The sequence below is a fragment of the Actinomadura darangshiensis genome, from assembly GCF_004349235.1.
Taxonomy (GTDB): Bacteria; Actinomycetota; Actinomycetes; order Streptosporangiales; family Streptosporangiaceae; genus Spirillospora; species Spirillospora darangshiensis.
Genome location: NZ_SMKY01000020.1, coordinates 35,624 through 58,526, shown reverse-complemented (window position 1 = coordinate 58,526; position 22,903 = coordinate 35,624). Strand labels below are relative to the sequence as shown.

Below are 22,903 nucleotides of genomic sequence, written 5' to 3'. Positions count from 1 at the left end.
ACCGAGACAATGCCCCCGAGGCCGCGCCCGCGCTGACCCCGTCGGGCCCGGGAGGCATGGCCGACCGGATCGGCCTGGAAGTCTCACGTGTGCTCGGCTCCCGCCCGCGCCGATCCTCGGCTACGTGCTGCGCCGCTGCTCCTCCCCGGACGACGCCGCGGACATCAGGTGACATGAAGACGCACCCCACTGACACCATGCACGACATCACGGAGGCGCCGCCCCAGGAGAGCCCGCGCCGCAGGCTGCCTCGCCTGGCCGTCCCCATCACCGCGGTCGGCGCGCTGGCCGCCGCGATCGCGTCCGCGGGAGCGGTGCTCGTGGGGCACGACGACGAGGGACGCCCCCACCCGGTGATCCCCCACGTGGGCACGGCCGCGCACGCGGCGGTGGTGCTCGACCGGGCCGCCGCCGCCGCGAAGTCCCGCCCCTACACGGCGCCCGGCCCCCAGCAGTGGCTCTAAACCAAGGTCAGGCAGACGGCGCCGGCCGTGCCGTCCGGCATCGCCGTCGGAGGCCCCTACGAGACGCGCAGCTGGGAGTTGTGGCGCCGTGTCGACGGCAAGAACCAGTACGCCGCCTACGGGAACGGCAAGCTGAGCCTGACACCCGAAAGCGAGACGGCCCCCCGCGCGGCCAGATTCGACCCGCTGCCCACCGACCCGCGCGCCCTCCTGCGCAAGGTCGGCGGCACCCCCGAATCCGGCTACGACCTGGCCTCCCACACCCTGGCGACCATCCTCGCCGAAAGCCTCCACCCCCCAGGACGGAGGCGGCGATCTTCCAGGCGATCAAGCTGATCCCGGGTGTCACGGCGACCGCCGGAACCGTCGACGCGGCCGGACGTCCGGCGATCACCCTCGGCCTGATCGGCAACGAGGGCTGGCTGCGGGACGAGGTGCTCCTGGACCCGAAGACGTACCGCTACCGCGGCGAACGCTCCATCACCGTCCAGGACCACGCCCACGAGGGAGACGACGGCAAGAAGACCGTGGTGAAGCGCGGAACCCTCCAGTTCATGGCGGTCCGCATGGCCGCGGGCATCGTCGAAGAACCAGGCGACCGCCCCTGACCGGCCCCGGGTGCCGCGCCCGCCCCTCCAAGCGCGGCACCCGCCCTGCGGCCCCGGGGCTGACGGCCACTGGCACGGCTGGTACAACATCCACGTCCAATCAGACGCCCTCCGCCGTCTCGGCCCGCACCCCGACCAGCCCATCTCAAGATCCTCGGACGCCGTCGCACACCACCTCCGGTGTCCAGGCGTCGAGATTGGTGTTCAAGGCAGCAAGTCAATGCCATAGAGCAGCTGGGCAAAGCCAATCATCAGCCCAATCGGAGTGATGAGCAGACAGGCAACGAAAAGGGCGCCGGGACGGTCGGCCGACTCCAGTGGATCGTCGGGATGGTAAGTAATGTCGATTCGGGTACCGACCTTGGACGAGTAGAACGCGGACAAGGAACTCTTGGAGCGGATCACCGCCCCGTCCGCGGTCACGAACTCGAAGACCTTCGACCGCCGATCTGGGGTAGCCAGGCCGACAATGACACCGGTGGTCCGAATCCCACGATTGCGCATTCGCAGCCACCGATACCAGACCGCCAAGGTAATGAAGATGATGAATCCCCCGGCCCCGATCCAAAAAATGGCGTCGAGATAGTCCACGCGCGCTAACCTTTCAGCACCGTCCTGCCGCCGAGTACGACGGGACATCGTCACGTTTGACGCACCTGTCCCGTGTTGTGTTCGGCGGCGGTGCGGGCATCGACCTCCTTCTTGCGGCGCGTCACCGCCTCCCGCGCCGTGGCCGGCGGTGTGCCGGACGCGCAAACCGGCCGGCGGGCCGTTCCCCCACGAGGCGGCTGTTCAGAATCCGATGGCCTCGCGCAGCAGCAGGACGGTGCCGCGTCCAGGGCGGTGTTCCGCGTTGAGGATGAGAAGGCGGTTGACGGCGCTGGGCGAGCCGTAGGCCTCCTGGGTGCGGGCGCTTTCCAGCGGAAGGCAGTGGTCTTCGACGCGCCGAAGTGCGGTGCCCAGGTCGGGCACCACCTTCTGCGCCCCGACGATCCAGATCGCGCGGGCGGCGCCGCCGGCGTAGCCGGGCAACTGGCTTCCGGTGCCCGAGGCGATCACGAGGGACCCGGTCTCGGTGAGCGCGGCGACGCTCCCCACGATGACGTCCGGGCTGGCGGGCAGCCGCCGCATGTCGTCGGCGCCGGCGACCCGGTCCATCGCGAGGACGCGCGGCTTGATGGCCTCATACCGTCCGCTGCCGTTGATGTCCTCATCGATGCCGGACAGGCGAAGGGTCTCGCTGGCCCCGGTGAACACACTGGCACCCTCCGGAATCAGATCCGTGACGCGGGCACGCGCGGCAGCGGCGTCGTCAAGGATCTCCACGCCGAAACCGTTCGCGTTCAGGGCACCGGCCGCCCGCTCCAGCCGCTGCGCCGGCGCCGGATCGGCGAACGGAGTCGCCGGCATCGCAGTTGTCATGATGTCTCTGAGCTTCCTGTCCGCTGCATGATGGGTACGTCCCATCGCTCCGACAACACGACCCGCCGGAATGTGAGGCGACGCACCGGCCTCACATCTCGCTGCGCCGTCTTGTCGAACCGGTGAGGACAGTTGCGACCGAGGGAGCCGTCGGCACCATGACCACCCGACACGGCCGGCCCGACGCGGGCCTGGACGCGATCATGAGCGAGCGGCGCCGGCTGATCAATATCGCCTACCGGCTCCTGGGTTCCCTGGCGGAGGCTGAGGACGCCGTCCAGGAGACCTACGCCCGCTGGTGCGCCATGTCCCCACAGCAGCAGGACGCGATCAGATCCCCCGGCGCCTGGCTGACAACGGTGGTCGGCCGCATCTGCCTCAACCTGCTCGGCTCCGCACGGGCCCGGCGAGAGACCTACGTGGGCGAATGGGTCCCCGAACCGCTACCCGGCCGGACGGAGTGGAGCACCGTTCTGCCGGGCTCCACCACCGCCGACCCGGCCGACCGGGTCACCCTGGACGAGTCGCTCAACCTGGCCTTCCTGGTCGTGCTCGAATCGATGACCCCGGCCGAACGCGTCGCGTTCATCCTCCACGACGTCTTCTGCCACTCCTTCGCCGAAGTGGCCGAGATCGTCGGCCGCACCCCGGCGGCATGCCGCCAACTGGCCTCCTCGGCCCGCCGCCGCATCCGCGCCGCGCAGCCTTCCGCGACTCCGGCGGCCCAGCGCGCCGGCGTCGTCCGGGACTTCAAGCGTGCATGGGAAGCCAAGGACATCAACGCCCTCATCGGCCTGCTCGACCCCGACGCCATGGCGACCGCCGACGGCGGCGGCCTCGCCACGACCTTCCTGCACCCCATCGAAGGCGGCGAGCAGATCGCACACGCCTGGCTGGAAATCGCCCACCGCAGACCCGCCGACATGACGTTCCTGGAACGCACGGTCAACGGTCAGCCCGGCCTGGTGGCCCAGCAAAACGGCGCCACCGTGACGGTGTTCGCCTTCGACGTCGCAGCCGACCGCATCAAACACATCTGGGTCATACGCAACCCCGAAAAACTCCACCCCTGGACACCTCTCTGACCCATTCCACAAACCCGCGCAGCACCCACCGGCCCAAGGAACGCACCACCGGCCGCCTTGCCGCCGCCGACCGGTCCTCAGGCAACGAACGCTTACCCTCTGACCACGGGGAAGTCGCGGGGATGCCATCGCGGGTTCTGCCATAGTTGCGGGATGCGCACCGTCCACATCGAGGCTCGGCCTGACCACCTGCTGCGGCTGGCCAGGCTGAAGGACCCGCTGGGCGCGGTGGCCGAGATGATCTGGAACGCGCTCGACGCGGAAGCCTGCGAGATCGTGGTGGACGTCGAAACCAACGACCTCGGCGGCGTGGAGTACGTCAACGTCGTCGATGACGGGCACGGAATGCCCCACGCCTCATGCGCCGACTACTTCGGACGGCTCGGCGGCTCGTGGAAGAGCGCCGCCAAAGTCTCTCCCCGGCTCAAGCGCGGTCTGCACGGGCGTAGCGGCCAGGGCCGGCTGCAGGCTTTCGCGCTGGGCGAGCAGATCCGCTGGGTCACGACCGCCGTCAACGCCATCGGCCAGTGCGAACGCACCACGATCAGCGGGACGATCGACGCCCCCGCGGACTTCACCGTCTCCGAACCCGAACCGGTGGGCGATGACCTTCCGCCCGGCACCAGGATGGAGGCGTCCCTGCCGGCCGATTTCGTGGGCCGGCTGGCCGAGCCGGGCACGCGCGACCAACTCACGTCCATTTTCGCGCCGTTTCTGGCCGCCAATCCGGATGTGACCATCACCCACGCCGGGCATGTGCTCGACCCGTCCACCGTCTGGGCACACACGGCTGAGTATGCCGTGACCGCTCCGGGGGGCGCGGCGGAGGTACTGCCCGGCCCGCTTCTTCGCGTCATCGAGTGGCCGCGGGACGTGGGGCGGACCCTGGCCCTCTGCGACTCGCGCGGCGTGGTCCTGGCCGAACTGCCGGCCGGGATCCAGGCACCCGGCTACCACTTCACCGCCTACCTGCTGTGGGACGGGTTCAGCGACCGGCGCGAGACGCTCGAACTGGCGGAGATGGACGCCGACCTGGCAGAACTCTCGGGTACGGCACGGGATGTGCTGCGCCGGCATTTCCGTGAACGCGACAGTGAGCGCCGCGCCCGGCTCGTCCAAGAGTGGAAGAACGAAGACGTCTATCCCTATCGGCAGGAGCCGTCCGAACCGGCCGAGGCGGTGGAGCGCCAGCTCTTCGACGAGGTCGCCACGACGGTGGAGAGGCGGCTGCCGAGGGCGGCCCAGAACCGCCGCACGACCCTCCGCCTGCTCCGCGAGATCATCGCGCACGACCCCGGCGGCCTGTATCCGGTACTGGACGAGCTGTTCCGCCTGCCCCAGGCAGAGCAGGACGAGCTGCGGCGATTGCTCGAACGAACGAGCCTGTCCGACATCATCAAGGCGACCACCGAGGTCACGTCCCGGCTGGACTTCGTCGCCGCACTCCGCAAGATGGTCTTCGATCCGCAGACCAGCAAGATCGTTAAGGAGCGCAGCGAACTCCACAAGATCCTTGAGCGCGAGACGTGGGTGTTCGGTGACGCCTATGCGCTCATGGTCAGCGACCGCAGCCTCGACACCGTCCTGCAACGGCACCTTCAGGAGCTGGGACGGAACCCGGTCCCAGAACAGTTGAAGCCGGTCCTCCGGGAGGACGGCCGGAAGGGCATCGTCGACCTCATGCTCGGCCGTGCGCTGCGCGGCTCTTCGGGCAGGGAGCATCTGATCGTGGAACTGAAGGCGCCGAGCGTGAAGGTCGGCCAGAATGAGGTCGGCCAGATCAAGAGCTATGCCGAAGCCGTGGTCAGCGACCCTCAGTTCACGGACGCCAATGTGAAATGGGATTTCTGGGTCATTTCCACGACGATGGACAACGTCGTACGGCGCGACGCCACCGCTCCTCACCGTCCGCCAGGCTGCATCGCAGAGTGGGAGGGCGGCGTCCGGATCTGGGCACGCACCTGGTGCGAGGTCATCGACGACTGCGAGGCCCGGTTGCACTTCTACCGCGACCAGTTGAACCACGACCCCGCCACCGACCACGCCATCGAGTACTTGCGCAGGGTGCATCACTACATCCCAAAGGTCTCCTCGTAAGCCGTTGGTGAGGCTTAGAAGAGGTCCGGGGTTGCCGGGGTCACGTCGTTGAGGAACGCGTTCACCATTGGCGCCACTAACGCTGACTGCCCGAAGATGCCGATGTGGGATGTCGCCGGCAGGATCACCAGGCGGGCGGCCGGAGCCTCCGGTAGCGTCCCCGACGCTGCTGCTTCCTCATCGCCGCCACCGCGCAGGTTGAACATTGCCACTGCATGCTCCGGCTTCACGGCGTCCGCGTCACCGATGATGACCATCGTCCTCGCAGAGATCGAACGCATTTGCGCGTCGCTGATGTTCTGGTCCTCGATGCCCAGGACCTTCATCTTTTCGAGGTAGGCGTCGAATGCCGCGGCGTCCGGTGTGTGCTTCTTGAACGCCTTCTCGACGGGCGTCCCGGCGAATGCCGTGGCGGTGAGACCCTCGATGGCCTCCAGGGCCGACGGGTGCCAGCCGTCCTTGCGGTAGGTGGCGGACAGCGAGACCAGCTTGCTGACGAGCGCCGGGTGCCGGAGTGCGAGTTGCAGTGCGACCCCGCCGCCTTGCGAGTAGCCCATCACATCCGCGTGCTCGACGTTCAGCGCGCGCAGCAACGCCGCGGCATCGTCGGCGAACTGCTCGTAAGACATCGTGCGCGAGGCATCCGGGGTGCGGCCGTGCCCCTGCTGATCGAAGACGATCACGGCACGTTCGTCCACGAAGGCCGACACCCACGACCGCATCGAGTCGGTGGCCATGAACGAGCCGGGGATGAGCAACAACGGAGGCGTACTGCCGAGTTCTCCATACACGTCGTAATAGAGGTTCAGGCCGTTGGTCGGTAGGTGACCGCTACGTGAAGGCGTTACTGCCATCACTTCAACCTCGCGACTCATATCGATGGAGACCAGCGGATCCGGCCGGGCGTCAGGGTGAGACGCGGGATTCGATGCCGTCGAGGACGAAGTCGAGGCCGGTCTCGAAGGTTTGGTCGGCGTTCAGGTGGGGGGCTTCGCGCACGAGCGTGGCCAGTGCGGGGTATCGGCCTGTTGCGAAGGTGCGTTCCAGGTAAGGCCCGAAGGTGGCCTGCCACTGCCTCTTGTCCAGTCCGGTGGACCGCTCGGCGCGCCGCTCGGCGATCTCGCGGCGGACCGTGCCGATCACGTACGCGTCGACCGCGGCGACCACCGGCATGACGGTGCTCACGTCGATGCCGCCGAGTCCGGCGAGCACGGCCTCCATCCTGGCCAGCGCGTGCGGGCCGAGCTGCGGGCGCCCCCCGATCAGGTCGGCGAACCATTCGTGATGGTGAGCGGCCTGCCGGGTGGCTTCGGCGAGGGACCGCAGCACCTCCCGCCACCCGTCTCCGGCCGGCCGGATCTCGGCGTGGACCGCATCGACCATCAGGTCGAGCAGCTCGTCCTTGCTGGCGATGTAGCCGTACAGCCGCATCGGCCCGACGTCCAGTGCGGCGGCGACCTTGCGCAGCGACACCGCGTCCAGGCCGTCCGCGTCGGCCAGCTGGATCGCCGCCCGGACGATCCGCTCCCGGCTCAGCGGGGCCGGCACCGGTCGATCCGGCGGCTCCGGCCGCTCCCACACCAACATGCCCCTAACGATACATTGCATTCTTCGATACAGTGTCTCGAACAATACAGTGTATTGGAGAGAATCGTGGTCATCGCCATCGTTGGAGGCGGCCTGGGTGGTCTGGCCCTTGCCCGTTTGCTGCACATGAACGACATCGACGCCGTCGTGTACGAACGGGAATCGTCGCGCGACGCGCGCGGGCAGGGCGGCATGCTCGACCTGCACGCCGGGACCGGGCAGCGGGCGCTGCGCGAGGCCGGCCTGATCGATCGGTTCCACGCGATCGCCCGTCCCGAAGGGCAGGACCTGCGCCTTCTGGAGCCGGACGGCACCCTCCTGCTCCAGGAGGACACCCCCGAGGACGCCCCGTCCCTTCGACCCGAGGTCGACCGCGCCGATCTGCGCAACCTGCTGCTGGATTCGCTGCCCGAGCACGTGGTGCGGTGGGGGCACGCGTTCGAGCACGCCGATGACGGCCTGCTGCACTTCACCGACGGCACTACCGCGACGTATGACCTGTTGGTCGGCGCCGATGGCGCGGACTCCCGGGTCCGCCCACTGCTCACGGACGCCCGGCCTGCGCACACCGGCCAGAACGCAGTTGAGCTCGGCATTCCCGACGTCGACCGCACCCACCCCGACCTCGCGGCGATGGTGGGACGCGGCAACTACTGGGTGCTCGGCGACGGGCAGTCCCTGTCGGCGCAGCGCAACGGCGACGGCCGCGTACGCGTCTACCTCAGCTTCTACAACACCGCCGAGGACTGGTTCGCCACCAGCGGGATCCCGTCCGACGACCCCGCCGGTGCCCGGGCGCGGCTGATCGACCTGTTCACCGGGTGGAGTTCACAGGCCATCGCGCTGATCGCCGCCTGCGACGACATGGTCGTGCCACGGTCGATCACCACGCTCCCGGTCGGCCTGACCTGGCCGTCTACGACGGGCGTCACGCTGCTCGGCGACGCCGCGCATCTGATGCCGCCGGTGGGGCAGGGCGCCAACATGGCGCTGCTCGACGGCGTCCTGCTCGGCCTCGCGCTGGCAGCGCATCCGGACGACTTTCCCGCCGCCGTCAAGGAGTACGAACGCGAGATGTTCGACCGCACCAGCGCCGCCGGCCGGCAGTCCGCGCGCATTCAGGAGATCCTGACCTCCCCGGACGCCAGCCAGAAAATGCTGGCATTCTTCCAACCGGGCTAGTCCTCGATCGTGATGCCCATTGCTGATGCCAGGGCGAACAGCAAGCCTTGTGCGTCGGCGGTGGGGACGATCGCACCCTGGAAACTCTGAATGCCGTTGACGCCGTAGAGGTCGCACTCGGAAAGCCGGGTGCCTTTCATGTTGGCGTTGCTGAACTGCGCCCCGGCCAGCTTGCAGCGCTCGAAGCGTACGCCGCCGAGTTCCGCTCCCTGGAAGTTGGCATCCGTGAGGTTGCAGTCGCGGAACACGACGCTCTTGAACCGGGTGAAGCGGAAAGATGACAAGTCCGCACGGCAGTTGCTGAACAGGACGTCCCGTAGCGCGCACTCGGTCATGAAGGTTCCGGTGAGGCGGCTGCCGTCTATCACCGCGTTGAAGATCCGCGAGTCGGAGAGCCTCAGGTTCGCCAGGTCACAGGACGTGAACTCGGCATCGGCGATGCTGGCACGCCGCATGGTCGTGCCGGAGAACCGCGTTTCCTGGAAGCGGCAGCGCTCGAACTCGACGTCTTCGGCGTCCTGTCCCGACAGATCAAGGGCGCCGTACAGTGTGGACAGGTATATGCCGTCGTCGGCCAGGTCGGCCTCTGAAAGCCCTGCTTCCGCCAAGGAGCCGGGAAGTTTTGGAGCTACCGGTTCTTTCAGTCGCCTTGAACGTGCCCGAACGTCGTTGATCGCCACGGACTCGACCTTATCGTCCGGTACTCGGCGGTACGGTGCGCCGTCACGTCCCGCCGGTCGGCTGGAGGGGGAAGGGGGCGGCGGTGATGGCCCGCCGGTGCCGCATGACGTGTGCGGCGGCGTCGCGGCCGGCGGCGCCGATCAGGCGGCCTTCGCGGCCGTACAGGACGGCGAAGGAGCCTTCGTCCAGGGAGCCGTGGACGACATGGGTCTCGTCCGCGAGTTCGGGGTTCCCCAGCGACTGGATGCGCGCCCCGTACTGGTCGGACCAGAAGTAGGGGACGCCCGCGCCAGGGACGGCTTTCGGTGAACGCCCGAGGAGTCGCGCCGCGACGGTCCGGGCCTGCTCGGTCGCGCTGGTCCAGTGCTCATGGCGGACATGGCGCCCGAGTCCGGGCTCGTACCAGGCCGCCACGTCGCCGACGGCGCACACGCCCGGTAGGGCCGTCGCGCCTGTGGCGTCGCAGCGGACGCCGTTGCCGATGTCCAGCCCGGACCCGTCGAGCCAGCCTGTGTTGGGTATCGAGCCGAGCCCCGCCAAGACGAGATCGCCGTGTACGACCTGACCGTCGGCCAGCAGCACGTTCTCGGTTCCGCCCGCGCGATCGACGCGCTGGACGGGTGTGCCCGTCAGGACGCGGACGCCCGCCTCGCGGTGCGGACGGACGAGCGCGGCGGCCATCTCGTCCCCCAGCAGGTGGGCGAAGGGGAGCGGCGCCGCCTCGATCAGCGTGACGTCCGCGCCGAGCGCGCGGGCGGACGCGGCCGCCTCCGCGCCGATGAAGCCGCCTCCGGCGATCACGAGCCGGGTACCGTCCGCGAGCCGGCGGCGCAGGTGGAGCGCGTCGTCCAGCCCGCGGAGCGTGACCAGCGTGGGCCGTGGTTCGCCGAGGGAACGCGCGCGGGCCCCGGTGGCGATCACCACGGCGTCGGGTGTGAGGACGCGGCCGTCCGCCAGCTCGACACGCCGGCCGTCCAGCCGGACGGCCGGGACGCCCAGCATCAGGGTGATGCCGCGGTCGGTGTAGTGCGCGGGCTCGCGCAGGCGGATGCGGTCCGGCTCGGTGCGGCCGGTCAGCAGGTCCTTGGACAGCGGCGGCCGGTCGTAGGGCGGGTGCGGTTCGTCGCCGACGAGGACGAGGCGGCCCTCGAAGCCGAGCCGGCGCAGCTCGTCGGCCACCGCGACGCCGGCGACCGACGCCCCGACGATCACGACCTCCCGCGGGCTCATTCCGTGTCGTCCAGCAGGATGATCGCGGACGTGGGGCAGGCGGCGGCGGCCTCGCGGGCCTGGTCGGCGAGCTCGCCTTGGGGGTGCTCGACCAGGACGGCCGCGATGTTGTCGGCGGCCAGGTCGAAGACCTTCTCGGCCACGCTGAGGCAGGCCGCATAGCCGCAGCACTTGTCTTCGTCGATGGTGACGCGCATAGAAAGAGGTCCCCCGCTGGTCAGATGATGATCGACAGCACGCCGCCGCTGTCGCGCAGCGTCGCGTGGTCGAGCACGGTCTGCTTCAGGACGATCCGGAACCCGCCGTCCCCGCCGCGGCGCAGCCGGTAGGTGAGCCGCGCCGCGTACGTGGTGGTCCCGGCGACCCGCGAGCGGTAGACGATCGCGTTGCAGCGCGCGACCACCTCGCCGGTTCCGGGTTCGGCCTCCACGCGGACGTTCCCGATGACGCGGCGGGTCAGCGAGCGCGGGTTCTCGATGTGCGCCCAGGTGCTGAGCAGTCGCTGCACCCGGCCGCGGACGCCCTCCTTGGTGTCGCTGACCAGGGCGAGGTCGAGGTCGGGATCGCCGTCGGGGTTGTCGGTCGCGGGCACGTAGTAGCGTCCGTCGTCGGTGAACAGGTCCCGCCACTCCTCCAGGCGCCATTCGTCCAGCAGGTCGGCCTCGCGGTAGAGGAAGTCCTCGACCTCGGCTCGGTCCACGGCCATGCTCGTCGCCTCCATCAGTGCTCGCCCTCGGCCGGGCTCTCGACGAGGTCGCTCCAGCGGCGCCAGAACGTGCGCATCTGGAGTTCGTCCCAGTTGCGGGGTTCGGCGATGTCCATGCCGCGGGAGACGTCCGACCAGCCGCCGCCGGGGTCGGAGGCGTAGCCGCGGTGGCAGGACTCCAGGGCCTCGTTGTCGTCCGGTGTCGCGAGGCCCGCGGGGCCGAGGAAGGACAGGAACGACTCGTTGCGCACCCGGCGCGCCGGCGCGCTCTCCTCGGCCGGCGCCAGCGACCAGGCGTTGACGTGCATGAGGCCGGAGGCCACCGGATAGTAGGTGCGGACGATCACGGCCATGATGTTGTTGATCGACAGGTTCGGGAACACGTGCATGTTGAAGTCGAGGCCGGCGATCTCGTCGGCCCGCTCCTCGCCGTAGGTCTCGACGAGCCGCCGGTAGGAGTCCTCGACGACCTCCCGCGTGTCCTCCCCCATGGACGGCTTCCAACGGGCGATCGGACGTCCCCAGGGCGCCTCCTTGACCGTCACCGCGTGCCCGTTGCCGAGGTCGTAGGCGTGCGACTGCTTCCAGTCGCCGTCGGTGCTGCCGGCGATCTCGTCCCCGCGGCTGCGCTGCACGTCGAGGTAGGTCTTGTGGACGGGGATGGCGTGGTACCCGTCGAAGCTGTTCTCCACGAGCAGCTTCCAGTTGGCCTTGATGGAGTACTCGTGGCTGCCGGGCGTCACGACCATCCCGGCGGCCGACTGGTCGGCGGTGAGGTCGAGGTAGTACTTGGTTCCGGCGAGGTAGTCCGCCAGCGGCTCGGCGTCCGCGCGGACGTTCATGAAGTAGAACCCGCGGTAGGACTCGACGCGCGCCGGGCCGCGCAGCCGGTGCGCCTCCTTGCTGAAACCGTCGGGGTAGGCGTCCTCGTCGGGCATGGCGACGAGTCGCCCGTCGGTCGAGAACGACCACGAGTGGTAGAAGCAGCGGAACCGGCGGGCGTTGCCGCGCCGCTCCCGGCACACTTCCGCGCCGCGGTGGGTGCAGGCGTTGTACCAGACGCGCACTTCGCCGCCCTTGTCCCGGGTGAAGAGGACGGGCCGGCCGACGACCGTCCGGGAGACGAAGTCGTTGGGTTCGGGGATCTCGGAGCTGTGCCCGACGTAGATCCAGCACCGGTTGAAGATCGCCTCGCGTTCCCGGGCGAGGACGTCCTCGTCGACGAACACGGACCGCTGTACGAGGAAGGCGTTCGGGTTCCGCTCGTCGCGCAGGTACCGGGTGCTGCGCGGCGGGATCCGGTCGACTTCGGGAAGGCCGATCCCGGCCGCGCCGGCGGTCGTGGTCATGGTGCCGCTCCTCTGACGGATGCTCATTGGTTGGACCATTCTTAGGAACGGCCACTGCATTGTCAAGGCGTCGAGGGGTGTCCGGACGGTCTTGACGTGCCCGGAAGAGCCATGCCTCAATGGTCCGACATATGAACGAAGGGGATGCGATGAGCGCTGAGCACGCGGCGATGCCCGCCAATGAGACGGCGGCGCGAGCCGGCGGCGGCCCGCTCGCCGGGATCCGCGTCGCCGACTTCTCGATCATGATGGCGGGGCCGTTCTGCACCCGGATGCTCGCCGACATGGGCGCCGAAGTGATCAAGATCGAGCCGCCGGAGGGCGACCCGATGCGCACCCGGGCCCCGGTCCGGGACGGGCACAGCGCCTACTTCGGCCACCTCAACGTCGGCAAGCGCAGCGTCCGGCTCGACCTGCGCGCCGAGGCCGGGCTGCGCGCCGCGCACGACATCGTGGCCGGGTGCGACGTGCTCGTGCAGAGTTTCCGTCCCGGCGTGATGGCCAAGTACGGGCTGGACGAGGAGTCCTGCCGGGCGCGCGACGAACGGCTCGTGTACTGCTCGGTCTCCGGGTACGGGACGCGCGGGCCGAGCGCCCGGCTTCCGGCGTTCGCGCAGATCGTGCACGCGATGTCCGGGTACGACATGGCCGCCTTCCAGTACCAGAAGGACGCCGTCCGGCCCGCGAACTGCGGCATCTTCATCGCCGACGTCCTCGGCGGGACGGCCGCCTACGGCGCGGTCGTGACCGGCCTCGCGGGCCGTTCGCGGTCCGGCCTCGGGGACGCGCTCGACGTGTCGCTGCAGGAGTCGATGATGTCGATGCTGATCTTCGAGACGCAGGCCGCGCAGGCGCCGGGCACGGGCAAGAAGACCGTGTACCGCCCGGTCCGCGCGAAGGACCGGTTCCTGATGATCTCTCCGGTGACCGAGCGGAACTTCCGGGCGCTGGCCGATGCCATGCGCCGCCCGGGCCTGCTCACCGACCCGCGGTTCGCCGCCATCGCCGACCGGGAGCGGCACTGGGACGAGCTCTACGACGAGATCGAGGACTGGGCCGCCCGCTTCACCGCCGCCGAGGCGGAGGAGCGGCTGCTCGCCGCCGGGGTGCCGTCCGGCCGCTACCGGGAGATCGCCGAGGTGCTGGACGATCCGCAGACGGCGAGCCGGGGCACGATGCGCACCGTCGCCGACGCGGCGGGCGAGTTCCGGGTGACCGCGCCGCCGTTCGACGCGGCCTCGCGGCCCCGCGCGGCGATGCCCGCCGCCGTCCCCGGACTCGGCGCGGACACCGCCGACGTCCTGCGCGACGTGGCCGGGTACGACGACCAGCGGATCGAGGACGTCCTGGCGGGCTGACACATGCGGCGCTGACGCGTGCCGGCCCGGCGCCGCTCAGCCGGGCGTGACGACGAGCTTGCCGGGCGGCCGGGCGTCGCGGAGCAGGTCCTGCGCGGCCTGCGCCTCGGCCAGCGGGAACGTGCGGGCGACGGCCGGGCGGACCGTCCCGGCGCGCACCGCCTCGCCCAGGTCGCGGACGGCCCCGGCGGCGATCGCGGCGCACTCCTCGCGGGTGCGGGTGCGGAAGGTGACGCCGGCGAGCAGGAGGCGCTTCCTGGCCAGCTCGTTCAGGTCCAGTTCGGCGGAGCGTCCGCCCAGCCGGCCGACGCTGACGAGGCGCCCGCCCAGGGCCAGCGCGGCGAGGGCGCTCGCGAGCGCGGGCGCCCCGACATGGTCGATGACGACATCCGCCTCGGGCCAGGGGTCGCCGGTCACGACGGCTTCGTCCGCGCCATGCCGCAGGACCGCGTCCCGTCCGGCCGCGGACCGGACCGTCGCGGCGACGCGGCCGGCGCCGAGGGCCCGCGCGACCTGGACGCCGATCAGCCCGACCCCGGACGACCCCGCAGTGATCAGGACGCGCTCGCCGGGACGCAGCCGGCCGGCGTCCGCGAGCGCGTCGTACTCGGTCATCAGCCCGAGCGGCAGCGCACCGGCCGCCACCATGTCCAATTCCGCGGGGACGGGCATGGCCAGCCGTTCGTCCAGGACCACCCGGTCGGCGAAGCCGCCCGCGCACAGCCCCATCACCCGGTCGCCGGGCGCGAACCGGGTGGCGCCGGGCCCGGTCGCGACCACGGTGCCGGCCGCTTCCATGCCGGCGAAGCGCGGTCCCTCCTGGGGGAACGCGACCTGCGCGTAAGCGCCGCGGCGCTGCAGCAGATCGGCCCGGTTGACACCGCTTGCCTCGACCGCGACCAGCAGCTCGCCCTGGCCGGGGCTCGGGGACGGGACGTCGCACAACTCCAGCGCGTCGTCCTGTGGCCGGATCACCATCGCCCGCATGTCGGCTCCCTTCCTGTCGTTGAAGTGCGTCACAGGTTAGGTATATGAATTGGAAATCTCAATGGTAGAACCAAGGAGGTCGAGATGGCGCCGCTGCCACTGGACGGGCTGCGCGTGCTGGACCTGACGCGGGCGATGGCCGGGCCGTACTGCACGAGCCTGCTCGGCGACCTGGGCGCCGACGTCGTCAAGGCGGAGGCGCTGCCCACGGGCGACGCCTCCCGCCTGTGGGGCCCGTTCGACGGGCACCGCAGCGTGTACTTCGACAGCGCCAACCGCAACAAGCGCTCCATCGCGGTCGCGTTCAGGTCCGAGCCGGGCCGCCGCCTGCTGGCGCGGCTCGCGGCGGACGCCGACGTGATCGTGGAGAACTTCCGGCCCGGGGTGCTGGCCGCCATCGGCCTCGACCCGGACGAGCTGCGCGCCCGCCGGCCCGAGCTCGTGATCGCGGGGGTGACGGGCTACGGCCCGGTCGGCCCCGACCGGGACGCGGGCGGCCTCGACCAGATCGCGCAGGGCATGTCCGGCCTGATGTCGGTCACCGGCGAGATGGACGGTGGCGGCCCGCTGCGGGTCGGCATCCCGATCATCGACATCGTCTCCGGGATGACCTGCGCGCTCGGCATCGCCGCCGCGGTGGCGGGGCGGCGCCGCGGCGGGGCGGGCGCGCATGTGCAGACCTCGCTGCTGGAGAACGCCCTGGCGGTGATGACCTTCCAGGCCCAGCGCTACCTGACGCTCGGCGAGGTGCCCGGCCCGCAGGGCAACGACCATCCGGTGATCAGCCCGTACGGGGTGTTCCGCACGGCGGACCGTCCGGTCAACATCGCGGTCGGCTCGCAGCGGCAGTGGCGGGTCCTGTGCGAGCTGATCGGCGCGCCCCGGCTGGCGGACGATCCGCGGTTCGCCGACGGCGCGGCCCGCGTCGAGGCGCGCGCCGCGCTCACCGCCGAGCTCGAACCGCGGCTCAGGACGCGTCCGGCGGACGAGTGGATCGCGGACCTGCGCGCCGCCGGCATCCCCTGCGGCCCGATCCACGCGATGGACGGGGTCTTCGGTGATCCGCAGGTCGAGGCGCTCGGCATGGTCCGCGACACCGCGGCGGGTCCGCTCATGCGCGGCCCGCTCTGGCTGGACGGGTCGCCCGCGCCGGTCCGCCGGACGCCGCCCGCGCTGGGCGAGCACACCCGCGAGGTGCTCGCCGAGGCCGGCCTGACGGCGGGCGAGATCGACGCGCTCATCGCCGAGGGGGTCGTCCGGCAGGCCGTCCGGGCGGGGGACGGCGCCAGGACGTAGGCGCCGTGGTCATTGACATGGATAAAGACCGGACATAACAATGGTCCAACCAAAGGAGGTTTCATGAGGTACGAGAGCCCCTGGCAGGATCTGCGCGGCACCGCCTTCGCGCAGCGCTGGGTGGACGCCGGCGGCGTCGCCACCCGGGTGCTGGAAGCGGGCGACCCCGGATCCCCCGCCCTGGTCTTCATCCACGGGACGGGCGGGCACGCCGAGGCGTACACCCGCAACCTCGGACCGCACGCGGAGCACTTCCACACCTACTCCATCGACATGGTGGGCCACGGGTTCAGCGACAAGCCCGACCAGACCTACGGATTCCTCGACTACGTCGAGCACCTGCGCGCGTTCCTGGACGCGGAGGGGATCGAGAAGGCGTCCATCAGCGGCGAGTCCATGGGCGCGGGCATCGCCTCCTGGTTCGCGCTCACCTACCCGGACCGCGTCGACCGGCTCTGCCTCAACACGGGCGCGGCGCTGTACCTGGCGCCCGAGGTGATCGAGCGGCTCACCCGGCTGTCCATGGCGGCCGTCGAGAACCCCACCCGGGAGAGCGTCCGCAAGCGGCTGGAGTTCCTCGTCCACGACCCGTCCCAGGTGACCGACGACCTGGTCGAGACGCGCCTCGCCATCTACCGGCAGCCGGAGTTCGCCAAGGCGATGCCCGCGATCCTCGCCCGGCACACCGACCCCGAGACGCAGCGCACGAATGTGATCACCGAGGAGCAGTGGCGGTCGCTGCCGCACCCCGTGCTCGTGCTCTGGACGACCCACGACCCGACGGCGCCGGTCGAGGCGGGCGGGCGGGTGGCCGGATGGCTGCCCGACTCCAGGTTCGCCGTCATGGAGGACTGCGGACACTGGCCCCAGTTCGAGGACGCCGACACCTTCAACCGAGTCCACCTCGACTTCATGCTCGGGCGCTGACATGCCGGCAGGAGCCCGCTTCGAGGGACGGGTAGCGGTCGTGACCGGCGCGGCAGGCGGCATCGGCGGCGGCATCGTCGCCCGGCTCGCCGCCGAAGGCGCGCACATCGTCGCGACCGACCGCGCGGACGGGCTGAAGCAGGCCGTCGCCGAAGCCGCCGGCGACACAGCGCAGGAGTGGGTCGCCGTGGCGGCGGACCTGTCATCAGGCGAAGGCGCCGACGAAGTCGTGAACACCGCGATCGACCGGTTCGGACGGCTGGACGTCCTGGTCAACAACGCGGGCGGCGGCATCATCAAGCCGTTCCTCGACCACACCCCCGAGTCGATGCGCGAGACCGTCGACCGCAACCTGTGGACGACCGTGCACTGCTGCCGCGCCGCGCTGCCGCACATGCTGGCGGCGGGCTACGGCCGGATCGTCAACGTCGGCGCCGACTCCGTCCGCAACGGGCTCTACGACCACGCCATGTACAACGCTGCCAAGGGCGGCGTGCACGGGCTGACCACCGGCCTTGCCCGCGAGTTCGCACCGTCCGGAATCACCGTCAACACCGTCGCGCCCACCGGCACCGACACACCGACCGTGCTGTCCCGGCCGCCCGAGGCCGTCGAGCGCTACCGCAAGACCGCCGCGCTGGTCCCGATCGGCCGGTTCGCGACCGTCGGCGAGGTGGCCTCCGCCGTCGCCTACCTGGCGGCCGAGGAGGCCGGGTTCATCACCGGACAGGTCGTCAGCGTCAACGGCGGCACGGCGATGCTCTGACCGCCGACCGACATCAGGAGAACCGCATGACACACCTCATTCCCTGGCGCCTTGGCTACGTGGCCCTGGACGTCACCGACCTCGGCGAGGCGGAGGACTTCTGGACGCGCATCGGCGGCCTCGCCGTCAGCGAGCGGTCGCAGGACGTCGTCCACCTGCGCGGCGGCACCGACCACCACTGGATCGTGCTGCACCGCGCGGACCGTCCCGGCCTCCGCCGGATGGCGTTCGAGCTCACCGAGTACGCGGATCTGGAGCGCTACGCCGCGCGCCTGGAGGAGGAGAAGATCTCCTTCACCCGGCACGAGGGCGAGTGGAGCGGCCCCGCGCTCCGGTTCCGGGACCCCTCCGGCTACGAGGTCGAACTCGTCACGGGCCTCGGCCACATCCCCAACAAGCCGGTCGGCTGGTTCAGCCCCGACACGATGCTGCACGCGGTCGTCGCGGTCACCGACCTGGAGGAGTCCTACGACTTCTATACCCGGGTCCTCGGCTTCCGTGAGTCCGACCGGGTGATCGGCCGGACCGTCTTCCTGCGCGGCGGCATCGGCTATCACCACGCGCTGGTGCTCGGCGGCGGCCGCGGTGAGCCGCACCTGGACCACGTCTGCTTCCTGATGCCCGACCTGGACGACCTGATGCGGGCCCGCGCGTCGCTGCTGGAGAACGGCGGGGAACTGGACCGGGACCTGCTGCGCCACCCGACGTCCGGCTCGATGGGCTTCTACGCCAAGGCGGTGCCCGCCCCGACGACGCTGGAGTGCTGCGTCGACCACGCCAGGATCACCGATCCGGACTACCGGCCGCGTGCCCTGACCGCCGGGCGGTGGACGTCCAACGTCTGGGTCCCCCCGAAACGGTGACGATGCTCGACGTCCACACCCACATCCTGCCGGCGGCCGTCCCCGGTCCTCCGTCGGAGGCCGCCCGGCGGGCCGGCTGGCCGGTGGTCGAGCGGGACGGGGACCGCCGCCGCGTCCTCCAGGACGAGACCCTGGTGCGGACGCTGACCCCGCCCGGCTGGGACGCCGGCGCCCGGCTCGCCGAGATGGACGCGGCGGGCGTCGGCGGCCAGGTGCTGATGCCGATCCCGTTCACCTTCCTGTACGAGGCGGACCCGGCGGTCACCGACCGGCTGGCACGCGAGCAGAACGACGCGATCGCGCAGCTGTGCGCGGCCGAACCGGAACGCTTCACCGGGCTCGGGACGGTCGCCCTCCAGGACACCGGCCGCGCCGTCGCCGAGCTGCGCCGCGTCATGGGGCCGCTCGGCCTGGCCGGCGTGGAGATCGGCACGCACGCGGCCGGGACACCGCTGCACGCGCCCCGGCTCGCGCCGTTCTTCGCCGCCGCCGAGGAGCTGGGCGCCGCCGTCTTCGTCCATCCGGCGAGTCCCCTCGCGCCGGGCCGCACCGCCCACAGCGGGCTCGCGTTCGGGCTGGCGCGGCCCGTCGAGACCACGCTCGCCACCGGCTCCTTCGTGCACGGCGGCCTGCTCGTCCGGCATCCGCGGCTGCGCGTCTGCCTCGCGCACGGCGGCGGCTGCACCGCCATGATCGCGGGACGGTGGCAGCACGGCTGGGAGCGGCTGCCCCGCCCGGACGCGCTGGCCGCGGAGTCGCCGCGCGAGCTGCTCGGCCGGATGTGGGCCGACACCCTCACCTACGACCCGGACGCGCTCGGCCTGGCCGCCCGCGTCTTCGGCCCCGGGCGGCTGGTGCTCGGGACCGACTACCCGTTCACCGCCGCCGAGCGCCCGCCCGGCGCGACCGTCGCACGGGCGGTGCGCGACGGCGTGCTGCCCGGCCACGACGCCGGCTGGCCGTCGGCGCTCGCCCGCAACGCGCACTGCTTCCTGACAGGTGCTTCCTAACCGGCGTACCACCCCTGGAGAAAGAAGGACGGACCGATGTTCCTCGATGACGACCACAAGGCGTTCCGCGACGCCGTCGCCCGGATGGCCGCCGACCACGTCGCGCCCATCGCGGACGAGCTGGACCGCACCGACGAGTTCCCCAAGCAGCTCGTCGACGTGTTCGCCGAGATGGGGCTGGTGCAGCTGGCCGTCCCGGAGGAGTACGGCGGCCCCGGCGCCGACCTGCTGTCGCACTGCATCGCCCGGGAGGAGGTCGCGGCGGCCGGGTCCATGGCGCTGGCGCAGCTCGCCGGGCAGAACAGCATCGTCGTGCGTGCGCTCATGGACTCCGGGACGCAGGAGCTGAAGCAGCGGATCCTGCCGCGGCTCGCCGAGGGCACCACGCTCACGTGCATCGCCATCACCGAGCCGGAGGCCGGGTCCGACCCCGCGCTGATGACGACGCGGGCCCGCAAGGACGGCTCGTCCTGGGTGCTCAACGGCCGCAAGTCGTTCATCACCTGGGGCAGCGTCGCCGACCTGGCCGTGGTGTTCGCCCGCACCAACGACGAGCCCCGCTCCCGGGGCATCAGCGCGTTCCTCGTCGAGACTGGCTCGCCGGGCTGGGTCGTGGACCGGCACAACGACAAGATGGGCCAGCACGGCGTCCCCAACAACGAGATCGTCCTGGAGGATCTGCGGGTCCCCGCCGAGAACATGATCGGCGAGGAGGGCCGGGGGTTCCGGGCGGCGATGGAGGCCCTGCACCAGAACCGTCCGACCGTCGCGGGCCTCGGCGTCGGAGGCGCCCGCGCGGCGTTCGACTACGCGCTCAAGTACGGCAAGGAGCGCCAGCAGGGCGGCCGCCCGATCCTCGACTACCAGGGCATGCGCTGGAAGTTCGCCGAGATGGCGACCCGCATCGAAGCGGCCCGCGGCCTCGTGTGGGACTGCGCGCTCGCCTACGACACGGGCGCGCCCGCGTCCGAGCGGGCCCGGCTGTCCTCGATGGCGAAGCTGTTCGCGGCGGAGACGGCGATGTCGGTCACCAACACCGCGCTCCAGGTCCTCGGCGGCCACGGCTACATGAAGGACCACCCGGTCGAGCGCTACGTGCGCGACGCCCGGCTCATCTCCATCTACGAGGGCACCAGCGAGATCCAGCGCAACATCGTCGCCCGCGAAGTGCTGCGCTGACCGGCCGTCCCGCGGCGGGCGAGGAGGACCACATGACGTTGGAGCAGAGCCTGGCCGGGCTGAGGGTCGCCGACTTCACCGGCATGATGGCCGGGCCGTACTGCACCCGCCTGCTGGCCGACTGCGGCGCCGAGGTGTGGAAGATCGAGCCGCCCGGCGGCGACCACATCCGCCGCCGAAGGCCGCTGCGGGACGGGCACAGCGCCTACTTCGGCCACCTCAACGCCGGCAAGCGCAGCATCGTGCTCGACCTGCGCACCGCCGCGGGCGCCGCCGCGGCCCGGGACCTGGTGGCCCGCGCCGACGTGCTGGTGGAGAACGGCCGTCCGGGCGTGATGGACCGGCTCGGGCTCGGATATCCCGAGTGCGAGCGGCTGAACCCGATGCTCGTGTACGTCTCGATCTCCGGGTTCGGCCAGTCCGGCCCGCGCAGCGCGAGGCCCGCGTACGCGCCGATCATCGGGGCGGCCTCCGGATACGACCTCGCCATGCTGAGCCACCAGCGCGGCCTGGCCGAGCCGCCCACCACCGGCCTGTTCGTCGCGGACGTCCTCGGCGGGGCGCTGGCCTTCGGCGCGCTGCTCGCGGCACTGCGCGGGCGCGCGGCGGCCGGCCGCGGCTCCCATGTCGACGTCCCCCTCCTGGACGGGATGCTCTCGCTGCTGGTGTACGAGACGCAGGCGGCGCAGTGGCCCGAGCTGGTCTCGCCCCGGCCGCTGTACCGGCCGTCGCCGACGCTGGACGGGCACATCGTCGTCGCGCCGATCTCGGAGCGGATCTTCGCGGCGTTCGCCGCCGCGATCGGCCGCCCCGACCTGCTCACCGACCCCCGGTTCGCCGAGGTCGGCGAGCGCGAGCGGAACTGGGACCTGCTCGGCGACGTGATCGACGGCTGGGCCGGGTCCCGCACCTGCGCGGAGGCCGAGCGGGTGCTGGAGGCCGCCGGGGTGCCCTGCGCCCGCTACCGGACCGTGGCCGACAACCTCGCCGACCCCGTCCTGCGCGAGCAAGGGACGTTCCGTGCCGCGGCCGACCCGGCGGGTGAGTTCTTGGTCACGGCGACGCCGTTCCGCACCGCCGGCGGCGCGTCCGGATCCGGCCGGGGGCGCCCCCTGGCCGTTCCCGCGCTCGGCGCCGACACCCGCGACCTGCTCGCCCGTGTCGCCGGGTACTCCGAGGCCCGGATCGACGGGCTGCTCGCGGACGGCTCCGCCGCGGCGGGGCCCGCGAGCGGACCCTGAACGCCGCGTACCGGCGGTAGCATTGGCATGACCATTGACCACAGCGCCGGCCGGTCGATGCCGACCGGACGGCTCCAGGAGCCGACCATGCCCCAGGGCGACGTGCCCACCGCGACGTCGATGTTCCGCCCGGCCCGCCCGCGGCGCGCCTTCGACGAGATCATCGGCCAGATCCGCGCACTCATCGAGAACGGCGAGCTGAGGCCCGGTGACCGGCTGCCCTCCGAGCGGGTGCTCGCCGAGCAGTTCGCCGTGAGCCGCAACACCGTCCGCGAGGCACTGCGGATGCTGGAGATCTCCGGCCTGGTGCTGCTCAAGCGCGGCGCCACCGGCGGGGCGTTCATCTCCCGCGCCGACAGCTCGGTGGTGACCAGCAGCCTGACCGACGCGCTCCTGCTCACCGACTTCTCCCTGGCCGACGTCACCGACGCGACCCGCCGGATCGCGACCGTGGTGACCGTCGCCGCGTGCGAGGTCATCACCGATGAGGGCCTCGCCGAGCTGGAGGCCAACGTCGAGGAGGTCGCCAAGCTCGTCAAGGCCGCCGAGTGGGAACGCAAGGCCCAGGTCAACCTGGAGTTCCAGCGGCTGCTCGCGCGGGCCACCGGCAACCCCGTCCTCGTCATCATCATGGACTCGCTGATCGGCGTGCTGCGCGAGGTGATCCAGAACGTCGGGCCGCGGCAGGACGACTTCACGCTGCGCTCGCGGCGCCGGCTGCTCAAGCACCTGTCGGCCCGCGACGCGGACGGCGCCGCCGCCGAGATCGAGCGCTACCTCGACCGCCTGCACGCCCTCTGGCTCGACGACTCCACGGCCGAGCCGGAGACGCCCCACGGCGGGGCCGCCGCAGCGGACTGAACCC

General features: G+C 71.2%; 25 protein-coding genes. 15 read left to right on the top strand and 10 right to left on the bottom strand.

Going from position 1 to position 22,903, the window contains the following annotated elements; translation table 11 throughout:
• The 3 genes from E1293_RS48510 to E1293_RS47310 form a co-directional block, all read left to right on the top strand.
• A partial coding sequence (locus tag E1293_RS48510; protein ID WP_207938717.1) for a hypothetical protein occupies positions 1-464 on the top strand: 464 nt, incomplete at its 5' end.
• 27 nt (positions 465-491) lie between these two features.
• Positions 492-800: a hypothetical protein gene (locus E1293_RS07220; protein ID WP_132195129.1), complete on the top strand. Its 309-nt coding sequence runs from the start codon at positions 492-494 to the stop codon at positions 798-800.
• Between the two features lie 98 nt (positions 801-898).
• The gene (locus E1293_RS47310) at positions 899-1,072 is read left to right on the top strand and encodes a hypothetical protein (RefSeq protein WP_165978115.1); all 174 of its coding nucleotides are present in this window, start codon (positions 899-901) and stop codon (positions 1,070-1,072) included.
• 204 nt (positions 1,073-1,276) lie between these two features.
• Here E1293_RS47310 and E1293_RS07210 read toward each other — a convergent pair whose 3' ends face one another.
• Entirely contained in the window at positions 1,277-1,663 is a 387-nt protein-coding gene (locus E1293_RS07210) for a DUF3592 domain-containing protein (RefSeq protein ID WP_132195125.1), read from the bottom strand.
• Between the two features lie 201 nt (positions 1,664-1,864).
• Positions 1,865-2,482 (bottom strand): LUD domain-containing protein, encoded by a 618-nt coding sequence (locus E1293_RS07205; protein WP_243716075.1) that lies wholly within the window; start codon positions 2,480-2,482, stop codon positions 1,865-1,867.
• Positions 2,483-2,652: 170 nt separating this feature from the next.
• Between E1293_RS07205 and sigJ the strand changes: the two genes are divergently transcribed.
• Together sigJ and E1293_RS07195 are read left to right on the top strand one after the other, a co-directional pair.
• Complete coding sequence (gene sigJ, locus E1293_RS07200) at positions 2,653-3,579, top strand: RNA polymerase sigma factor SigJ (RefSeq protein WP_132195121.1); 927 nt, start codon at positions 2,653-2,655, stop codon at positions 3,577-3,579.
• A 153-nt stretch (positions 3,580-3,732) separates the two neighbouring features.
• Entirely contained in the window at positions 3,733-5,676 is a 1,944-nt protein-coding gene (locus tag E1293_RS07195) for an ATP-binding protein (RefSeq protein WP_132195119.1), read from the top strand.
• A gap of 14 nt (positions 5,677-5,690) precedes the next feature.
• Here the strand turns inward: E1293_RS07195 and E1293_RS07190 are convergent, their stop codons facing one another.
• Both E1293_RS07190 and E1293_RS07185 read right to left on the bottom strand, forming a co-directional pair.
• A complete protein-coding gene (locus tag E1293_RS07190; protein WP_207938716.1) occupies positions 5,691-6,551 on the bottom strand; it encodes an alpha/beta fold hydrolase in 861 nt (286 codons plus the stop codon).
• A gap of 31 nt (positions 6,552-6,582) precedes the next feature.
• Complete coding sequence (locus E1293_RS07185; RefSeq protein WP_132195115.1) at positions 6,583-7,263, bottom strand: TetR/AcrR family transcriptional regulator; 681 nt, start codon at positions 7,261-7,263, stop codon at positions 6,583-6,585.
• Positions 7,264-7,329: 66 nt separating this feature from the next.
• Between E1293_RS07185 and E1293_RS07180 the strand changes: the two genes are divergently transcribed.
• Complete coding sequence (locus tag E1293_RS07180; RefSeq protein ID WP_132195143.1) at positions 7,330-8,445, top strand: FAD-dependent oxidoreductase; 1,116 nt, start codon at positions 7,330-7,332, stop codon at positions 8,443-8,445.
• Here E1293_RS07180 and E1293_RS07175 read toward each other — a convergent pair.
• The 5 genes from E1293_RS07175 to E1293_RS07155 are packed head-to-tail and all read right to left on the bottom strand — an operon-like array spanning position 8,442 to position 12,411.
• On the bottom strand, positions 8,442-9,125 hold the full coding sequence (locus E1293_RS07175) for a pentapeptide repeat-containing protein (RefSeq protein ID WP_132195113.1): 684 nt from the start codon (positions 9,123-9,125) through the stop codon (positions 8,442-8,444). The two genes, E1293_RS07180 and E1293_RS07175, sit on opposite strands and share 4 nt — an antisense overlap.
• 43 nt (positions 9,126-9,168) lie before the next feature.
• Positions 9,169-10,356, bottom strand: coding sequence for an NAD(P)/FAD-dependent oxidoreductase (locus E1293_RS07170; RefSeq protein ID WP_207938714.1), 1,188 nt, complete (start codon positions 10,354-10,356; stop codon positions 9,169-9,171).
• Positions 10,353-10,553, bottom strand: coding sequence for a ferredoxin (locus tag E1293_RS07165; RefSeq protein ID WP_132195111.1), 201 nt, complete (start codon positions 10,551-10,553; stop codon positions 10,353-10,355). The genes E1293_RS07170 and E1293_RS07165 overlap by 4 nt, the downstream gene beginning before the upstream one ends.
• Positions 10,554-10,573: 20 nt before the next feature.
• Entirely contained in the window at positions 10,574-11,062 is a 489-nt protein-coding gene (locus tag E1293_RS07160; protein WP_132195109.1) for an aromatic-ring-hydroxylating dioxygenase subunit beta, read from the bottom strand.
• A gap of 14 nt (positions 11,063-11,076) precedes the next feature.
• Positions 11,077-12,411 carry an aromatic ring-hydroxylating oxygenase subunit alpha gene (locus E1293_RS07155; protein WP_132195107.1) on the bottom strand — a complete coding sequence of 445 codons (1,335 nt, stop codon included), beginning with the start codon at positions 12,409-12,411 and terminating at the stop codon, positions 11,077-11,079.
• Between the two features lie 149 nt (positions 12,412-12,560).
• Here E1293_RS07155 and E1293_RS07150 point away from each other — a divergent pair, with 149 nt between their 5' ends.
• On the top strand, positions 12,561-13,769 hold the full coding sequence (locus E1293_RS07150) for a CaiB/BaiF CoA transferase family protein (RefSeq protein ID WP_165978114.1): 1,209 nt from the start codon (positions 12,561-12,563) through the stop codon (positions 13,767-13,769).
• 36 nt (positions 13,770-13,805) lie between these two features.
• On the opposite strand, the gene E1293_RS07145 is transcribed toward E1293_RS07150, so the two are convergent.
• Complete coding sequence (locus E1293_RS07145) at positions 13,806-14,756, bottom strand: quinone oxidoreductase family protein (protein ID WP_165978113.1); 951 nt, start codon at positions 14,754-14,756, stop codon at positions 13,806-13,808.
• Positions 14,757-14,840: 84 nt separating this feature from the next.
• Here E1293_RS07145 and E1293_RS07140 point away from each other — a divergent pair, with 84 nt between their 5' ends.
• The 8 genes from E1293_RS07140 (at position 14,841) to E1293_RS07105 (ending at position 22,899) form a co-directional block, all read left to right on the top strand.
• Entirely contained in the window at positions 14,841-16,052 is a 1,212-nt protein-coding gene (locus E1293_RS07140) for a CaiB/BaiF CoA transferase family protein (protein ID WP_132195101.1), read from the top strand.
• Positions 16,053-16,115: 63 nt separating this feature from the next.
• Entirely contained in the window at positions 16,116-16,979 is an 864-nt protein-coding gene (locus E1293_RS07135; RefSeq protein ID WP_132195099.1) for an alpha/beta fold hydrolase, read from the top strand.
• A gap of 40 nt (positions 16,980-17,019) precedes the next feature.
• Positions 17,020-17,745: an SDR family NAD(P)-dependent oxidoreductase gene (locus E1293_RS07130; protein WP_207938713.1), complete on the top strand. Its 726-nt coding sequence runs from the start codon at positions 17,020-17,022 to the stop codon at positions 17,743-17,745.
• Between the two features lie 26 nt (positions 17,746-17,771).
• On the top strand, positions 17,772-18,608 hold the full coding sequence (locus tag E1293_RS07125) for a VOC family protein (RefSeq protein ID WP_132195095.1): 837 nt from the start codon (positions 17,772-17,774) through the stop codon (positions 18,606-18,608).
• Between the two features lie 2 nt (positions 18,609-18,610).
• Complete coding sequence (locus tag E1293_RS07120) at positions 18,611-19,618, top strand: amidohydrolase family protein (protein WP_243716076.1); 1,008 nt, start codon at positions 18,611-18,613, stop codon at positions 19,616-19,618.
• 36 nt (positions 19,619-19,654) lie between these two features.
• Positions 19,655-20,797: an acyl-CoA dehydrogenase family protein gene (locus tag E1293_RS07115; protein ID WP_132195091.1), complete on the top strand. Its 1,143-nt coding sequence runs from the start codon at positions 19,655-19,657 to the stop codon at positions 20,795-20,797.
• 32 nt (positions 20,798-20,829) lie between these two features.
• Positions 20,830-22,038 (top strand): CaiB/BaiF CoA transferase family protein, encoded by a 1,209-nt coding sequence (locus E1293_RS07110; protein WP_132195089.1) that lies wholly within the window; start codon positions 20,830-20,832, stop codon positions 22,036-22,038.
• Between the two features lie 27 nt (positions 22,039-22,065).
• On the top strand, positions 22,066-22,899 hold the full coding sequence (locus E1293_RS07105) for a FadR/GntR family transcriptional regulator (RefSeq protein ID WP_132195087.1): 834 nt from the start codon (positions 22,066-22,068) through the stop codon (positions 22,897-22,899).
• Positions 22,900-22,903 lie beyond the last annotated feature (4 nt).